Genomic DNA, 15,928 nt, shown 5'->3' on the forward strand with positions numbered 1-15,928 from the left:
GCGACACCCATTGACACGATGTCAATACATACCCTATCGTCCACCCCATGAACTACATCGCCGAACGCCGTCAGGAAGAAAAGGAAGCCCGCCGCAACCAGATCGTGGATGCGGCCGAGGAAGCGTTGAAGAGCGCCGAATGGGAAACCCTGACGATCGACCAGGTTGCGCGTCGCGCGCGGCTGTCGCGGGCCTTGGTGTATGTCTACTTCAAGGACAAGTTCGACCTCCATTGCGCCATCGCGGAGCGCGCGCTGCAACTGCTGGCCGACCGCTTCGCGCAGGCGGCCGAACGCCCCGCGCGCGGGGTGGACAAGGTCGAGGCGCTAGGCCGTGCCTATGTCGCCTTCGCGCACGAGTTCCCGCATTACTTCGCGGCGCTGGCGCGCTTCGAAACCCATGAGGTCACGCATGTCGAACACGAAAGCAACGAGGCCGCCTGCATGGTCGCCGGCGAGCGCGTGCACGCGATCATGGTGCGCTGCATCGAGGAAGGCATCGCCGACGGCAGCATCCGCAGCGACCTGGGCAACCCCTACCTGACCGCGTGACCCTGTGGGGCTTCATGCACGGGATCATCCAGATCAGCCAGACCAAGGCCAACATGCTCGCCAGCGATGGCATCAGCACCCAGCAGCTGATCGGCCACGCGCTGAAGATGGCGATGCTGGGGATGGCGCCGAAGGGAAGCGGTGTTGGTGTAGGGGGAGGGGGGGGGACCTGCTACCGCACAGATGCAAAGGGTTGCAGCCTGAGCGCACCCACACAACCACACTGAACCATCCCCCTGCTCTTCCCCGCTTTTCGCTCCGAAATTGACACCTGTCTAACCACTCGACATTTCACTACACCATGACAATTCGACGAACACTGCTCGGGTGCCTGATGACGATTGCTGCCGCTGGCGCGTCGGCAGCGGACTATGCCGAGCAGGTGGCGGACTACATCGCACAAGGGCGCGAATCCAACCTGGCGCTGAACGCGGCGGGCGCGGATGTGCGCCGGGCGCAGGCGCAACTGGACGAGGCGCGGGCGCGCTGGCGGCCGACCCTGGCCCTGAGTGCGCGCTACAGCCGCGCCGATGGCGGGCGTACCATCGATCTGCCGGTGGGCGATCTGGTCAACCCGGCCTACAGCTCGCTGACCCAGCTGCTTGAGGCACAGGGCCAGCCGGCGCCGTTCGCGGACATCACCAACCAGCAGATCAGCTTCCTGCGCGAGCGCGAACAGGACACCAAGCTCAGCCTGACCACGCCGCTGTACGCACCAGCCATCGATGCCGGCATCGACGCCGCCGATGCCACGCTGGCGGCCACCGATTCGGCGCGCGCCGCCTACGCGCGCACGCTGGAGCGCGACATCGAGGTGGCCTACCTGGACTGGCTGCGCGCGAACGCGGCGCAATCGATCGTGCAGGCCAGCCGCGACCTGCTGGCGGAGAACCTGCGCGTCAACACGGTGCTGTTCGACAATGGCAAGATCACCCGCGACCAGGTGCTGCGCGCGCAAGCCGAGGTGCTGGCGCTCGAGCAGCAGGCGCTGGAGGCCGGCAACGGCGTGACGCTGGCGCGCAATTACTTCAATTTCCTGCTGAACCGGCCGCTGGACGCGGCAATCGACGCGGCCGATGTGCCGGATCCGGTGGACTTCGCCACGCGCCGCCTCGCGGCTCTCGGTGGCGATGTCGACGCACTCGCGGACGCGCGGCTGGAAGAGTACGCGGCCAGCAAGCGCGCCGAGCTCGGCCAGATCGACGCCCAGGTGCGTGCCGCCGCCGCGGGTGTCGCCGCCGAGCGCGCGAGCTACCAGCCGACAGTCGCCTTCGCCGTCGATGCCGGCATCCAGGGCGAGGACTACGGCTTCGGCAGCGGCCAGAACTACGCGATCGCCTCGCTGGTGTTCGACTGGCGCCTGTACGATGGCGGCCAGCGCAGGAGCCGCGTCGCCGCCGCCCGCGCCACCCTGGAACGCGCCGAGATCGCACGCAACGAAGTAGGCGACCAGATCTCGCTGCAGGTGCGCCAGGCCGCCGACCGCCTGCGCACCGCGCGCGCCTCACTGGCCACCGCAAGCGCGCGCCAGGACGCAGCCCGGGAGGCCTTCCGCATCGCCAGCCGAAAACGCGACGCCGGCTCCATCGCGCAGGTCGAGTTCATCGACGCGCGCACCGCGCTGACCAGCGCGGAGTTGAACCTCAACCTGACGCGCTTCGATGTGCTCGTGCGACTGGCCGAGCTGCGGGCGGCGTTGGGCATGTGAAAGGCGGGTTGTGGGTTGTGGGTTCTGAGTTGTGGGCAGCAGCAGCCTGCAATCTGGCAACCCAAGTGCAACGAAGCGGCTCTTGCCGCCCACAACCCACAACCCAGAACCCACAACCTCCTCAAGGAACCCCCTCATGTTCCGCCCCCTCCCCAAAGCCACCCTCACCCTCGCAGTGACCGCCCTCGCCGCCTGCGCCGACAGCAATGGCGCGATCAATGCCGAGGCCGAGCGGGTGATTCCGATTGCGGTGGCCGCCGCACAGAGCGGCCCGGCGGCGCCGCCGATCCGCACCACTGCGGTGCTGGCGCACAAGGACGAGATGCGCCTGGCGTTCAAGGTCGGCGGGGTGATCGCCGAAATCGCGGTCGCCGAGGGCGCGCAGGTCAAGGCCGGCCAGGTGCTGGCGCGGCTGGAAATGGCCGAGATCGGCAGCCAGGTCGAGCAGACCCGCCAGTTGCTGGCCAAGGCCGAACGCGACCTCGAGCGCGGCGAGCGCCTTTACCAGGAGCAGGTGATCCCGCTCGAATCGCTGCAGGACCTCAAGACCCAGCGCGACATCGCCGCGCAGAACGTCAAGGCGATGGCCTTCAATCGCGAGTACGCCGAAATCACCGCGCCGAGCGACGGCGTGGTGCTGCGCAAGCTGGCGCAGGCGCGCGAGACAGTGGCCCCCGGCGCTCCGGTGCTGGCGCTCGGCAGCGCCACCCAGGGCTTCGTGCTGAAGGCCAGCCTGTCCGACCGCGACGTGGTGCAGCTGGCGCTGGAAGACGCCGCGACGGTGCGCTTCGATGCGCTGCCCGGCGTGGCTTTCGACGCCGCCGTGACCCGGTTGCCCGCCGCCGCCGACCCGCGCACCGGCATGTTCGATGTCGAGCTCGCGCTGGCCGCCGGCGACAAGCGCCTGAAGAGCGGCCTGGTCGCGCGCGTGGCGCTGATCCCGGCCAGCGCCAGCGACGGCGAGCGCGTGCACGTGCCGATCGCCGCGATCCTCGAAGGCGACCGCGACCGCGCCTCGGTATTCGTCTACGACGACGCCAAGCAGAGCGTGTCGCGCCGTGCCGTCGAAGTGGCCTTCATTGACGGCGACACCGTAGCCCTCACCCGCGGCCTCGACCCCGGCGCCCGCGTCGTCACCGACGGCGCGGCGTATGTGGAGGAGGGGCGGCGCGTGCGGGTGGTCGAGTGATTGAGAAAGAGCGGGGCAGGGGTCAAGGGGCGGGGGAAACACATCTGCGCTCTTGCACACGGCAAAGCGGGTCGCGTCCCGCGACAGAGCCGTCCCCTGCGGCACCGCGTTCGCCCTGCCCCGCTCTTGCCGAGCGCGCAAGGCAGTGCATCTGCGCTCTTCCGCAAGGAAAAGGGATTTCGCCCCGCGACAGAGCTGACTTGTGCGACATCGCGTTTCCCCTGCCCCCTGACCCCTGACCCGCTCTTGATAAGCGCCCAGGCACCCCGAGCCCGCCATGTCCTTCCTCGAATTCCCCATCAAGCGCTACCCGTTCACGCTGATCGCCTTCCTCGGGCTGATCGCGCTCGGGACTTACTCGTTCAACTCGATCGCGCGTTCGGAAGATCCCTATTTCCCGATTCCCGCCTTCGTCATCGCCGCAGTGCTCCCGGGTGGCGATCCGGTGGAGATGGAGCGCCTGGTTTCAAAGCCGATCGAGGACCGGCTGGCGGAGCTGGATGACGTCAAGCGGATCGATTCGACCAGCGCCGATGGCCTCGCGGTGATCGTCCCCGAGTTCGTCGCCGGGGTCGACGTCGAGCGCAAGTACGAGGAGATCGTGCGCGAGCTGAATGCGCTGCGCCCGGACCTGCCGGCGGAGATCGTCCAGCTGGAGATCAAGAAGGTCAATCCGGGCCTGGTCAACATCGTGCAGATGGCGCTCGTCAGCGAGGACGCGCCCTACGCCGAGCTGGAGGACCACGCACGCGAGCTCAAGGACATCCTGAAGGCGCTGCCGGGCGTCCGCACCGCCGAGTCCTGGGCCTACCCGGATCGCGAGCTGCGCGTGGCGCTGGACCTGAAGCGCGTGGCCGAGCTGGGCCTGACGCCGGGCCAGGTGGTCCAGGCGGTGCAGAGCGACAATGCCAACATCCCGGCCGGCAGCATCGACATCGGCCCGCGCAGCTTCGCCCTGAAGACTTCCGGCGCCTACACCTCGCTGGACCAGGTGCGCGCCACCGTGGTCAGCGCGGTCGAGGGCCGCACGGTGCGCGTGCGCGACGTCGCCGAGGTCAGCTGGGACACCGCCGAGCAGCGCTATCTCGGCCGCTACTCCGGCCAGCGCGCGGTGTTCGTCACCGCCAACCAGAAGGACGGCATCAACATCTTCGACATGCAGGCGCGCATCGATGCGGCGTTGGACCGCTTCGAAGGCGGACTGCCGGCACGCATCAAGCTGGAGCGCGGCTTCCGCCAGAGCGAGAATGTGGGCGCGCGGCTGGACCGGCTGGGCATGGACTTCGGCATCGCGATTGGCCTGGTGCTGCTGACGCTGCTACCGCTCGGGCTGCGCGCGGCCGGTGTGGTCATGATTTCGATCCCGCTGTCGCTGGCGATGGGCCTGGCAGGCCTTTACGCGATCGGCTACTCGCTGAACCAGCTGTCGATCGCCGGTTTCGTGGTTGCGCTCGGGTTGCTGGTCGACGACTCGATCGTGGTGGTCGAGAACATCGCGCGCTTCCTGCGCATGGGTTACAGCCGCGAGCGCGCGGCGATCGAGGCCACCAAGCAGATCTTCGTCGCGATCCTTGGCTGCACCGGCACGCTGCTGTTCGCCTTCCTGCCGCTGCTGGCGCTGCCGGGCACCGCCGGCCAGTTCATCCGGGTGCTGCCGATGGCGGTGGTGCTGACCGTGATCGCCTCGCTGATCGTGGCCCTGACCATCATCCCCTTCCTCGCCAGCCGCATGCTGCCGCGGCATGAATCGGCCGAGGGCAACTGGCTGCTGCAGGCGGTGATGCGCGGCATCCACCGCTTCTACCGCCCGCTGCTGCACTTCGCGCTGGCGCGGCCGAAGACCACCGTGGCCGCCTCGCTGGCGCTGTTCGCGGCCTCGCTGACGCTGGTTCCGGTGGTCGGCTTCAGCCTGTTCCCGAAGGCCGACACGCCGCAGTTCCTGATCACCATCACCACGCCGAACGGCGCCAGCATCGCCGAGACCGACCGCGCGCTGCGCTTCGTCGAGGACGAGCTGAAGCAGCAAGAGGAAATCGAGTTCTGGTTCAGCAACCTCGGCAAGGGCAACCCGAAGATCTACTACAACATCATCCCGGCCGAGCAGTCGTCCAACCTGGCCGAGGTCTACGCCCAGGTGAAGCACTACGACCCGGACACCACGCCGGCCTTCATCGACGGCCTGCGCGCGAAGCTGCGCGAGTACCCGAATGCGCGCATCGTGGTGAAGGAGTTCGAGAACGGCCCGCCGATCGACGCCCCGATCGCGATCCGCGTCCTCGGCTCCGACCTCGACGTGCTCAAGCGGCTGTCCGCGGAGGTCGAAGGCATCATCAAGGCGGTGCCCGGCTCGCGCGACGTCGACAACCCGCTGCGGCTGGACCGCACCGACCTCAAGTTGCGCCTGGATGCCGAGAAAGCCGCGCTGCTCGGCGTGCCGAGCGTGGAGTTCGACCGTGCGGTGCGCCTGGCGGTCAGCGGCGTGGACGCCGGCGACTACCGCGAGACCGACGGCGAGAGCTACGACATCGTGGTGCGCACGCCGATCGACGGGCGGCCGACGCTGGAGCAACTGGACCAGGTGCGCGTGCCCTCGCTGAGCGGCGAGATGCTCCCCGCCGGCCAGCTGGCGAAGCTGGAGTTCGACCGCTCGCCGCCGCAGATCCAGCGCTACAACCGCGAGCGCACGGTGATCGTCTCGGCCTACACCCAGACCGGGTTCAACACCGACAAGGTCACCCAGGCGGTGATCACGCAACTGCAGGCGATGGACTGGCCGCGCGGCTACCGCTTCGAGGCCGCCGGCGAGGTGGAAAGCCGCGCCGAGAGCTTCGACGGCCTGGGCATCGCCGCGCTGGTGGCGGTGTTCGGCATCCTCGCGGTGCTGGTGCTGGAGTTCGGCAGCTTCCGCTCCACCCTGATCGTCGCCACCGTGATTCCGCTCGGCGTCACCGGCGGGCTGGTCGCGCTGTTCCTGTCCGGCTACAGCCTGTCGTTCACCGCGATGATCGGCTTCATCGCGCTGGTCGGCATCGAGATCAAGAACTCGATCCTGCTGGTCGATTTCACCAACCAGCTGCGCCACGACGGGCTGTCGATCGACGAGGCGGTCGAGCGCGCCGGCGAGGTGCGCTTCCTGCCGATCCTGCTGACCAGCGCGACCGCGATCGGCGGCCTGCTGCCGCTGGCGGTGCAGCAGGTGGGCATGTACTCGCCGATGGCCTGGGTGATCATCGGCGGGTTGGTGTCCTCCACCATCCTCGCGCGGCTGGTCACGCCGGTGATGTACAAGCTGCTGCCGCCGGTGCTGGAGGAGTGCTGCGAGGGGGCCGCGGTGCCAGCGGCTGCGTGAGGGTTCCGTTCGCCGAAGCAAACTGGAGGGCACGGAAGTGCCGCCTCGGTGCGAAGGAGCGCCTTTGCGTGCCCTCGGGCCCGAGTGCCCTAGCGCCCTCCGGACTTATCATCTCCAAATCAATGCCTTGTGAATTCTTGGCAAGCGAGCCGTAGGCCGGTGTGCGGCCTCAGGCCGTTCACCGGGTACTTGCGGCAAGCACCGGTGAACGCGCGGCGCGCGTACACCGGGCTACGCTCCCGGAGCGACAGGCCGACAGGAATCGCGCTAGGCTGGCGCCATGCGCATCCGTTGCTCCTTTGATGCCGGTGCGGGAGTTTGCCTTTGGGCAGCGGACGACGACGCGCGCAGCGCCCACGGCTACGCCATCGCCTTCGCCGATTTGTCGCTGAGCGATGATCTGCGCCAGCGTGGCGAGGCACTATTGGCGCAGTACGACGCCAGCCTGTGCTGGGACGACCCCATTGCACCATCGCCGTGGTCCGATGCCGAGCATCAGGCCTTCGTCCTCCAGGTGCAGCAATACCTTCACGATCTGCGGCTATATGTCGGCGATCACATGGAGATCATTTATGACATCGGCGCGTGTTGAGTGCTCTGGCGCGATGTGTTCATCATCGATCCGGCCCGCCCGACTCCGAGGAAACCGTGCATGCGCATGCCCATCGCGATCTGCCTGTGGCTGGCCACCGCTCCGGCGATGACGCTGGCCCAGAGCGGCTGCGGTTACGTCAGTACCAGCACCAAGCCACCGGTGTCCAAGGAGATCTACCCCGCCGCCATCCGCCAGATCGACGGCAAGGACGTGGACGGCAGCAAGCGCATCAAGCTGACTCTGGGCGTGCACAAGATCGCGGTGCAGGAACGGATCGCGGACGAGCGCCGCGGCAACACCAAGCTGCGCAAGCTGGGCAACAAGCAGACCGAGCTGGTCCTCAAGGTGCTGGAAGTGGACGTCAAGGCCGACGGCAACTACCTGATTGGTGCCCAGTTGTACGAAGACCGCATTGACCCCGCCAAGCCGAATGACTACTGGGAGCCGGTGGTCTGGCGCACCACGCTGGATAGCTGCGGGTAGCGGGGAAGCGGCAAAGGCAAGAGCGGGGCAGGGGGCAGGGGGCAGGGGACCAGGCTGGCGGCATGGTCAGACCACAAGGTGGCGGGGCGTGACGGGCTGGTTTCGAGCTTTGCGCGCCCAACCCCAATTTGCCTCCATCCCCGCAAGCGCCGCCAAGCATTCCCCCTGCCCCGCTTCTCCACCCCCGCTTCTCCACCCCCGCGTCACCTTCCCCGCCTCTACGCCCCCCGCTCCACCCCATACACCCGCCATTCGCCCAGGCCGCCGGGCAGGCCGGCGAGGCCGCGGTCGGCGAAGCGCAGGCCGGAGCCGGCGACGAGGTCCTTGACGGTGCCTGAGACGAGCACCTGGCCGGGCGGCGCCAGTTGCGCCACCTCGCGGGCGATGTCCACCGCGATGCCGCCCATGCGTTCGCCGATCACATCGCATTCGCCAGTGTGCAGCCCGCAACGCAGCTCCACGCCGAGGCGCTGCGCGGCGGTGTGGATCGCGCAGGCGGCGCGGATCGCGCGCGCGGGGCCGTCGAAGCTGGCCAGCGCATGGCTCTCGCCGGTCTCGAACAAATGGCCGCGGAACAGGTCGATCTCCTTGCGCAGGAAGGTCTGCTGGCGCGCCAGGCGCTCGGCGTCGCTGGCCTGGCCGGAGGCACGCACCACCAGCACCGTGGCCAGCACGCGGTCGAAGCCCGACGCATGGCGGACGCCGGTGAGGAATTCCTCGATCTCGTCAAGGAACTCGTCCTGCGCGCCGACGAAAGGCAGGTGGTCCTCGCCCGGAAGCTCGACGAAGCGCGCGCCGGGAATGTTCTCCGCCAGGTAGCGGCCCTCTTCGACCAGCAGGCAGCGGTCGCCACTGCGATGCAGCACCAGGGTCGGCACGCGCACGCTCGGCAGTACATGGCGGATGTCGATCTCGCTGTTCATGCGCGTCAGTGCCACCGCCGCCGCGGGGCTGGCGCCGCGGCGCAGGTAAGCGGCCCACCAGGCACGGAAGGCGGGATCGCCAGCCATGCCGGGGGCACGCACTTCCAGGCCCACCGGGCCGCCCCAGCGGCTGCGGATCTCGTCGAGGAAGGCATCGCGCTGCGCCTCGCTGGGCCCCCAGGGGTAGTCCGCGCTGCGCAAACGGCGCGCGTAGCTGCCCATCATCACCAGCGCGACGGTGCGCTCGGGATAGGTGGCGGCGAACAGGCTGCACATCGGCCCGCCCTCGGAGACGCCGCACAGCACCGCGCGCTGGCAGCCGGCCGCTTCCATCACCGCGCGCACATCGTCCATCCGCTGTTCGAGCGTGGGCAACTGCTCCGGCGGCACACGGTCGGACAAGCCGGTACCGCGCTTGTCGAACAGGATCACACGCGCGAAACCGGCCAGCCGGCGCAGGAAGCGGGCGAAGGAGGGCTCGGTCCAGAAGTACTCCAGATGCGAGATCCAGCCCATCACGAAGACCAGGTCGATCGGCCCGTCGCCGACCACCTGGTAGGCGATGTTGACCTCGCCACTCAGGGTGTAGCGCACCTCCGGGATCTCGCACGCAGCCTCCGGATCAGGTGGCGCCGGCTGGCGCGGCGCCGCGGACGGATTGGACAGCAGCAGGGAGGCGGCCACCTCGGTGGCGCTGCGGCCGTCGCGGACCTCGCCGGTGCGCGCGCGAAGGTCCAGGTCGCGCTGCAATTGCCGCAGGACCGGCAGCAGTTCGTCGGCCGCCGCCGGGCGCTGATCGCGGTCCTTGCGCAAGCAGCGTGCGACGAGAGCGTCGAGTTCGGCAGGCAGGCCCGCCACCCGCTGCGACAACGGCAGCGGCTGGCGCTCGAGCACCGCCGCGATCACATCGCTGGCGGTGGCCCCGGTGAAGGGCGAGGCGCCCGAGAGCATCTCGTACACCAGCACCCCGAGGCTGAAAAGATCGCTGCGTGCGTCCACCGGCTGGCCGCGCGCCTGCTCCGGCGACATGTAGCTGGCGGTGCCCATGACCACGCCGGGGATGGTGTCGACGCCATCCGGATCGGCCGCCGCCAGCGGCTTGGCCAGGCCGAAATCGAGCAGCTTCAGCCAGCCGTCGGGCCGCAGCATGATGTTCTCGGGCTTGATGTCGCGGTGCACGATGCCCGCACTGTGCGCGGCCACCAAGGCGCCGACGAGTTGCACCGCGATGTCGATCGCCGCGGCCGGCGCCAGCGGTCCGCCCAGCAGGCGCGCGCGCAGCGACAGGCCTTCGATGTGCTCGGTGGCGATGTAATGGTGGCCGTCGAGTTCGCCGACCTCGTGCACGGTGATGATGTTCGGGTGGTTCAGCGCGCTGATCGCCCGTGCCTCGCGCACGAAGCGTCGCAACCACTCGCCATTGCGCGTGAACTTGCCGCTGAGCAGCTTCAACGCGACCTTGCGGTCGAGTTGGGTGTCGCGCGCGAGGTAGACCTTGCCCATGCCACCGCTGCCGAGCAGCGCCAGCACCTCGTAGCGCCCGTGGATGGCGCCGGGGCGAACCGGTCCCGACCTGCGCGAGGGCATCGGCCTGGACCACGCGGTCCAAGCGCTCGGTCAGGGTCGGGGCGCGGCTGGTTCGATGTTCCGATTGCAGCAGCATGGGCGCCGCGAAGCGGTAACCTCGCCGCGGCACCGCCTCGATCAGCGGGCGCCCGTCCTCGCTCTCGCCGAGCACGCCGGAGAGCCAGTCGAGGTGTTCGTCGATGCTGTTCCCGTCGAACTGGACCTGAGCGTCCAGGGCGCGCCGGCTGAGCGGCTGCGGGTGATGCGAGACCAGCGCCACCAGCAGGTCGAAGGTGGCTGCCGCCAGCGGCACCGGCTGGCCGCCGCGCAGCAGCAGCCGCTGCGCCGTATCCAGGCGCCAGGGACCGAATTCGTACACAGGGCGCACCGTCGCGGGCATCCTGGCTCCGGACCGTCGCCGGAGGGGCGACCGGGTGTCGCGACAGTCTAGGCGGTTTTGCCGCGAACGGCCCGGCCGGACGGCAGCTGCGGCCCGGATTGCCGACAGTCCGGGTGAATTTGGGCCCTCTGGCCTGTTTACAAAATATTCACCAACGGTTAGAACGCGTGTCACTCGCAAACCAAACGCATCAGAGGTTCCCTGGAGAAGCCGCGAGAGACCTCGTCCGGCCAGACCGGAGCGCGCCCGGGCGCGCAGATTCTTCCCCTAGACCTACCCTGGAGCAGCAAATGAAATTCAAGATCAACAAGCTGGCGATCGGCGTACGCCACGCCCTGATCGCCGGTTGCACCGTGATGGCCCCGGTCGCGATGCCGGCCCTCGCCCAGAGCAGCGACCCGGCCGTCAAGATGGACAAGGTCGAGGTGACCGGCTCGCGCGTGCGCCGCGTCGATGCCGAGACCGCGAGCCCGGTGTTCGTCGTCGAGCGCTCGGCGATCGAACGCTCCGGCGCGGTGACCGTGGGCGATTTGATCCAGGATATCCCGGCGATCGCCGGCGCCGCGACCAACCCGTCGGTCAACAACGGCGGCGGCGACGGCGCGACCACCGTGTCGCTGCGCGGCCTGGGCGAAGACCGCACGCTGCTGCTGCTCAATGGCCGCCGCCTGGTCACCCAGGACGTCAACTCGATCCCGGTGGCGATGATCGAGCGCATCGAAGTGCTGAAGGACGGCGCCTCGGCGATCTACGGCTCCGACGCCATCGCCGGCGTGGTCAATTTCATCCTGAAGAAGGATTTCGACGGCGCCGCGTTCAACATGAACTACGGTCTGTCCGACCGCGACGACGGCGAGCGCGTCGGCGGATCGGCGGTGTACGGCTTCACCGGGGACCGCGGCAACGCGATGTTCTCGTTCAACTACAACGACCAGAAGGCGGTACTGGCGCAGGACCGCGACTTCTCGGCCTTCGCCCTGTACCTGTCCTCGGGCGTGGTCAGCCGCGCCGGTTCCTCGTCGACCCCGCGCGGCCGTTACACCCTGCCGGGCGACGTGGCCCAGGCCAATGGCCTCGGTTCCTGCGTCGGTGGCAGCGGTGTGGCCAACGTGACCCGCATCGAAGGCCGCACCGGCACCAGCCCGAGCGACTTCCGCTGCTATGTCGGTGGCGAGACCGACTCCTTCAACTACCAGGGCGTCGGCAACGTCGAACTGACCCCGCAGGAGCGCTACGGCGTTGCCTTCAGCGGCAACCTCGAGATCGTCGAGGGTGTGAACGCCTACATGGACGTGCACACGCAGAACACCCGTTCCGCCGGCATCATCGCGCCGCTGCCGTTCTTCTCCGATTTCGACGGCATCGCGCTGGATGCGAACAGCATCTACAACCCCTTCGATGCGACCATCAATGGCCGCTACCGCATCATGGGTCTGGGCAACCGCAGCTATAACTACGAGACCGACGTCAAGGAAATCAGCAGCGGCGTCGAGGGCGCTTTCGGCGATACCTCGTGGACTTGGGATGCCGGCTTCACCTACGGCAAGATCGCGCAGGAAAATCAGGACCAGGGCTACATCGACTACGCCCGCCTGGCCGACGCGCTGGGCCCGTCCTTCATTGATGGCGGCGTGGCCCGCTGCGGTGCGCCGGGCGCGGTCATCGCCGGCTGCACCCCGATCAACTTCTTCAACCAGCCGGACCCGGCCACCGCCGAGGGTCAGGCGCAGATCGCCGCGCTGCAGGCGCTGCAACTGCCGGTACGCGACAACACCGACACCTCCCTGAAGAACTTCACGATCAACTTCAGCGGCGATGTCATGGACCTGACCGCCGGCACGATGAGCGCCGCCTTCGGCGTCGAACACCGCCGCCAGAGCCTGAAGTTCGCGCCGGATGCGGTCAAGTACATCTCCGACGATCCCTTCGGCTGCGGCATCAGCTCAGAGAGCTGCGCCGACCCGACCCAGGGCGACACCAAGACCACTGAAGTCTACGGGGAGCTGTACGTCCCGGTGCTCGACAACCTGGCGTTCACGCTGGGCAGCCGCTGGTCCGACTACGACACCTTCGGCAACACCACCAACAGCAAGCTGGGCGTCGAATGGCGCGCGATCGATGACCTGCTGATCCGTGCGACCTACGCCGAGGTGTTCCGCGCCCCGACGATCAACGATCTGTACCAGGGCGCGCGCATCACCAACCCGGTCTACTCGGATCCCTGCAACGGCCAGCCGCTGTCCTGCGTCGGCCTGCCCAATGTGCCGGGCCAGACCTTCGAACAGGGCCTCGGACAGACCAACGCCCTGCTCGGCGGCAACCCGGACCTCGATCCGGAAACTGGCGACGTGTTCACCTGGGGCGCGGTGTACTCGCCGTCCTGGCTGCCGGGCGCCTCGGTGGCCGTCGACATCTGGGACGTGCACCTGGAAGACACCATCCAGACGCTCGGCACCCAGCCGATCCTGAACGTCTGCGCGCAGACCGGCGAACTGTGCAACCTGTTCTCGCGCAATCCGCAGACGGGCGACGTGTTCCTGGTCAGCGACCTCACGCAGAACGCCGGCATCACCGACACCAATGGCGTCGACATCGGCCTGCGCTACGCCTTCGAGACCGACTACGGCAACTTCCGCGCCAGCATCGACAGCACCTACATCGATCGCTACGACGTCGAAGTCATCGCCGCCGGCCTGACCATCGCGCAGCAGCAGAACGCCGGCACCTTCCTGCCGGCCAGCAAGGGCGGTCTCGGCAACTACAGCCGCTGGCGTTCGCTGGGTGCGTTGAACTGGAGCCTTGGCGACATCGAAGCGCAGTGGACCACGCGTTATGTCCACGGCTTCCAGGTCGGCAGCTTCGAAGAGGGCGGCGACTGCGCGGACAACGCCGGCCGCGGCGTGGTGGGCAACGAGGGCTGCGTGTTTACCCGCGGCGCCACGACGTACCACAACATCCAGTTCGGCTGGAACCTCACCGAGTGGCACACCAAGCTGCAGCTGGGCATCGACAATGCCTTCGACAAGCAGCCGCCGATCCTGTACCAGAACAACTCGCTCAACGGCAACATCGACGAGCGCACGCACGACCCGGTTGGCCGCTACTACTGGGTGGACGTGACCGTCCGCTTCTGATCGCTCGCAACACCTGACAGTTGATCGTCGAAACCGCGCGGGGCAACCCGCGCGGTTTTTGTTGTGCCGGGTTGAAAGCCCCCGCGCGGGTCCGGTCTGCGCCGCCCCGAGCGCACGAACCGCCTGCAAGCCGCAGAGGCACGCGGGGCCGGGGGCCGCGAGTGCTGGGCTCTCCGCCCCTGCGCGGCCGGCGCCCGAAGCCGCTCGATCCAGGGCTGCAGCGTGTCCAGCGGCTCGCCCTCGAACCATGCGCGGTAGCGCTGCCAGCGCCCGACGGCGCGCTGGTTGACCGGCTTGACCACCTGCGCGTAGCTCGGGGTGCTGATCGCGCCCTTGCGCCGCGCGCGTTCGGTGAACGCGGCCAGGTCCTCGCTCCACGGCAGGCCGAGGAAGCCGAACAGCGCCTGGCCGACGCCGCTGACATCGGCAACCAGATCTTCGTAGCGGACCACATGCAGCGGCAGCGGCAGGCGCTCGCGCCAGGCGTGGAAATGCGCCATGACGCGCGCGTACATCGCGGCGGTGCTGGCCAGGGTTTCGAAGGTGATCGCAAAGGCCGGCGAGCGGAAGTTCTGCTGTAGCAGCTCAGCACCACATCGCAGGGATGGCGCAGCGCGAGCAGCACCTGGGCCTGCGGGAACAGCGTGGCGACCAGCGGCAGCCGCACCAGGTTCAGTGGGTTCTTGTCGACCGCCCGGCGCGCGCCGAGCTGCCGCAGCACGCGCGCGACGTCGCCGTGGTAGTGGCGGCGCAGCGCGCGCATCCGCCTCCGTCAGGTCCGCGATGGCTTCCGGGTAACCGGGCCGGTGGCGCTCGTTGATGCGCGTGACCAGGCGCTGCAGGAAGGGCTGCTCGTCGAACGACGCCAGGCCAGCGTGGGCGTCCAGCAGCTGCTCGAGCAGCGTGGTGCCCGAGCGCGGGAAGCCGACCAGGAACACCGGATCGGCGGGCTCGCCCGCCAGCGCATCGGCCGCCAGTGGACTGCGCATCGCCGGCACCGGGGCGTCGAGCACCGCGAGCAGGCCGTCGCCGTGCGGCAGCGCGGCGTGGGTGCGCGTCACCAGCGCAAACCGCTCGGCGTGGCCGCTGGCAAGCGCCTGCATCGCCGCCTCGGACTCGCCCAGAGCATCCAGGCAGCGCCCCAGCTTGAGCCACAGGTCCCCGCGCGCCTGCGCGTCGGTCGAGGGCCGTTGCAGCAGCTCCTGCATGCGCTCGCGCGCCAGTGCGTGCTGGTCGCGACGGGTGGCCAGCTGCGCCTCCAGTTCCAGCAGCAGATCGAGCTGGTGCGGATTGAGGCCCTCCCGCTGCGCCGCGAGCGACTGCGCCAGCGCCTCGGCCTGCGGCAGGCGGTTGCAGCGCTCGTGCACCGCCGCCAGGCCGAGCTCGGCATCGGTCCGCTCAGGCACGCCGGCCGGGACTGCCTCGAAGCAGGCCTGCGCATCGGCGTACAGGCCGAGTTCGAGCAGCAGGTTGCCGGCCTCGACATGCAATGCGGGGGTGAGCCCTGCGCGGCGCAGGGCGTCGATCGCCTGCCCGGCCATTTCGTACTCATCGATCATCACCAGTGCGCGCGCGCGCAGCAGCTGGAACTCGGGATCCTGCGGGTACGCCGCGAGCGCGGGCTTCAGGTGATCGAGCGCGCGGCGCGGATCGCCATGCGCCACCCAGGCCCGCGCCAGCGCGTAGTGCAGCTCGGCGCTGCGCGTGCCGCAGGCCAGCGCGCGCTGCAGCGGTTCCAGTGCATCGCGCTCGCGGCCGAGTTCGCACAGGCAGTTGCCGAAATTGCTCCAGTGCTCGCCCACCTGGGGGTGCAGCGCGACCAGGCGTTCGTACACCGGCAGCGCCTCGGCGGCCCGCTGCTGCTGGCTGAGCGCCAGCGCCAGCACGGTGAGCCAGTCGGCATCATCCGCGTGGAGGGTCAGCGCGTGGCGCGCGCTGACTTCGGCGGCGGCAGCATCGCCCGATTGCAGCGCCGCGAGGCCAGCAGACAGGAGCGGGACCGGCGGCAGGGATGAAGGCGGCAACGGCGT

General features: G+C 68.8%; 10 protein-coding genes and 1 pseudogene. 8 read left to right on the top strand and 3 right to left on the bottom strand.

Features of this window, described 5'->3' with window-relative positions:
* The first annotated feature begins 47 nt into the window (after positions 1 to 47).
* The 7 genes from IPK27_11195 (at position 48) to IPK27_11225 (ending at position 7,875) form a co-directional block, all read left to right on the top strand.
* Complete coding sequence (locus tag IPK27_11195; GenBank protein MBK8068158.1) at positions 48 to 551, top strand: TetR/AcrR family transcriptional regulator; 504 nt, start codon at positions 48 to 50, stop codon at positions 549 to 551.
* Positions 548 to 778 (top strand): hypothetical protein, encoded by a 231-nt coding sequence (locus tag IPK27_11200; protein ID MBK8068159.1) that lies wholly within the window; start codon positions 548 to 550, stop codon positions 776 to 778. The genes IPK27_11195 and IPK27_11200 overlap by 4 nt, the downstream gene beginning before the upstream one ends.
* Before the next feature lie 107 nt (positions 779 to 885).
* Positions 886 to 2,259 (top strand): TolC family protein, encoded by a 1,374-nt coding sequence (locus IPK27_11205; protein ID MBK8068160.1) that lies wholly within the window; start codon positions 886 to 888, stop codon positions 2,257 to 2,259.
* 136 nt (positions 2,260 to 2,395) lie between these two features.
* A complete protein-coding gene (locus IPK27_11210) occupies positions 2,396 to 3,448 on the top strand; it encodes an efflux RND transporter periplasmic adaptor subunit (GenBank protein ID MBK8068161.1) in 1,053 nt (350 codons plus the stop codon).
* Positions 3,449 to 3,725: 277 nt separating this feature from the next.
* On the top strand, positions 3,726 to 6,797 hold the full coding sequence (locus tag IPK27_11215) for an efflux RND transporter permease subunit (protein MBK8068162.1): 3,072 nt from the start codon (positions 3,726 to 3,728) through the stop codon (positions 6,795 to 6,797).
* A gap of 280 nt (positions 6,798 to 7,077) precedes the next feature.
* The gene (locus tag IPK27_11220; GenBank protein MBK8068163.1) at positions 7,078 to 7,389 is read left to right on the top strand and encodes a hypothetical protein; all 312 of its coding nucleotides are present in this window, start codon (positions 7,078 to 7,080) and stop codon (positions 7,387 to 7,389) included.
* Positions 7,390 to 7,449: 60 nt separating this feature from the next.
* Positions 7,450 to 7,875, top strand: coding sequence for a hypothetical protein (locus IPK27_11225; GenBank protein ID MBK8068164.1), 426 nt, complete (start codon positions 7,450 to 7,452; stop codon positions 7,873 to 7,875).
* A 218-nt stretch (positions 7,876 to 8,093) separates the two neighbouring features.
* On the opposite strand, the gene IPK27_11230 is transcribed toward IPK27_11225, so the two are convergent.
* Both IPK27_11230 and IPK27_11235 read right to left on the bottom strand, forming a co-directional pair.
* The gene (locus tag IPK27_11230; GenBank protein MBK8068165.1) at positions 8,094 to 10,385 is read right to left on the bottom strand and encodes an alpha/beta fold hydrolase; all 2,292 of its coding nucleotides are present in this window, start codon (positions 10,383 to 10,385) and stop codon (positions 8,094 to 8,096) included.
* Between the two features lie 85 nt (positions 10,386 to 10,470).
* A pseudogene (locus IPK27_11235) lies at positions 10,471 to 10,764 on the bottom strand (winged helix-turn-helix domain-containing protein).
* A 290-nt stretch (positions 10,765 to 11,054) separates the two neighbouring features.
* Here IPK27_11235 and IPK27_11240 point away from each other — a divergent pair.
* Positions 11,055 to 13,898, top strand: coding sequence for a TonB-dependent receptor (locus tag IPK27_11240; GenBank protein MBK8068166.1), 2,844 nt, complete (start codon positions 11,055 to 11,057; stop codon positions 13,896 to 13,898).
* Here the strand turns inward: IPK27_11240 and IPK27_11245 are convergent.
* Entirely contained in the window at positions 13,868 to 15,922 is a 2,055-nt protein-coding gene (locus IPK27_11245) for a sulfotransferase (protein MBK8068167.1), read from the bottom strand. The genes IPK27_11240 and IPK27_11245 overlap by 31 nt on opposite strands.
* Positions 15,923 to 15,928: the final 6 nt, after the last annotated feature.

Source organism: Rhodanobacteraceae bacterium (genome assembly GCA_016713135.1).
GTDB lineage: Bacteria > Pseudomonadota > Gammaproteobacteria > Xanthomonadales > SZUA-5 > JADKFD01.

What these genes read in the sequence shown, in the direction of transcription:
- IPK27_11195 (MBK8068158.1), top strand. Translation starts at nt 48, where the DNA reads ATGAACTACATCGCCGAACGCCGTCAGGAAGAAAAGGAAGCCCGCCGC.
- IPK27_11210 (MBK8068161.1), top strand. Translation starts at nt 2,396, where the DNA reads ATGTTCCGCCCCCTCCCCAAAGCCACCCTCACCCTCGCAGTGACCGCC.
- IPK27_11215 (MBK8068162.1), top strand. Translation starts at nt 3,726, where the DNA reads ATGTCCTTCCTCGAATTCCCCATCAAGCGCTACCCGTTCACGCTGATC.
- IPK27_11230 (MBK8068165.1), bottom strand. Translation starts at nt 10,385, where the DNA reads ATGCCCTCGCGCAGGTCGGGACCGGTTCGCCCCGGCGCCATCCACGGG.
- IPK27_11240 (MBK8068166.1), top strand. Translation starts at nt 11,055, where the DNA reads ATGAAATTCAAGATCAACAAGCTGGCGATCGGCGTACGCCACGCCCTG.
- IPK27_11205 (MBK8068160.1), top strand. Translation starts at nt 886, where the DNA reads ATGACGATTGCTGCCGCTGGCGCGTCGGCAGCGGACTATGCCGAGCAG.
- IPK27_11225 (MBK8068164.1), top strand. Translation starts at nt 7,450, where the DNA reads ATGCGCATGCCCATCGCGATCTGCCTGTGGCTGGCCACCGCTCCGGCG.
- IPK27_11220 (MBK8068163.1), top strand. Translation starts at nt 7,078, where the DNA reads ATGCGCATCCGTTGCTCCTTTGATGCCGGTGCGGGAGTTTGCCTTTGG.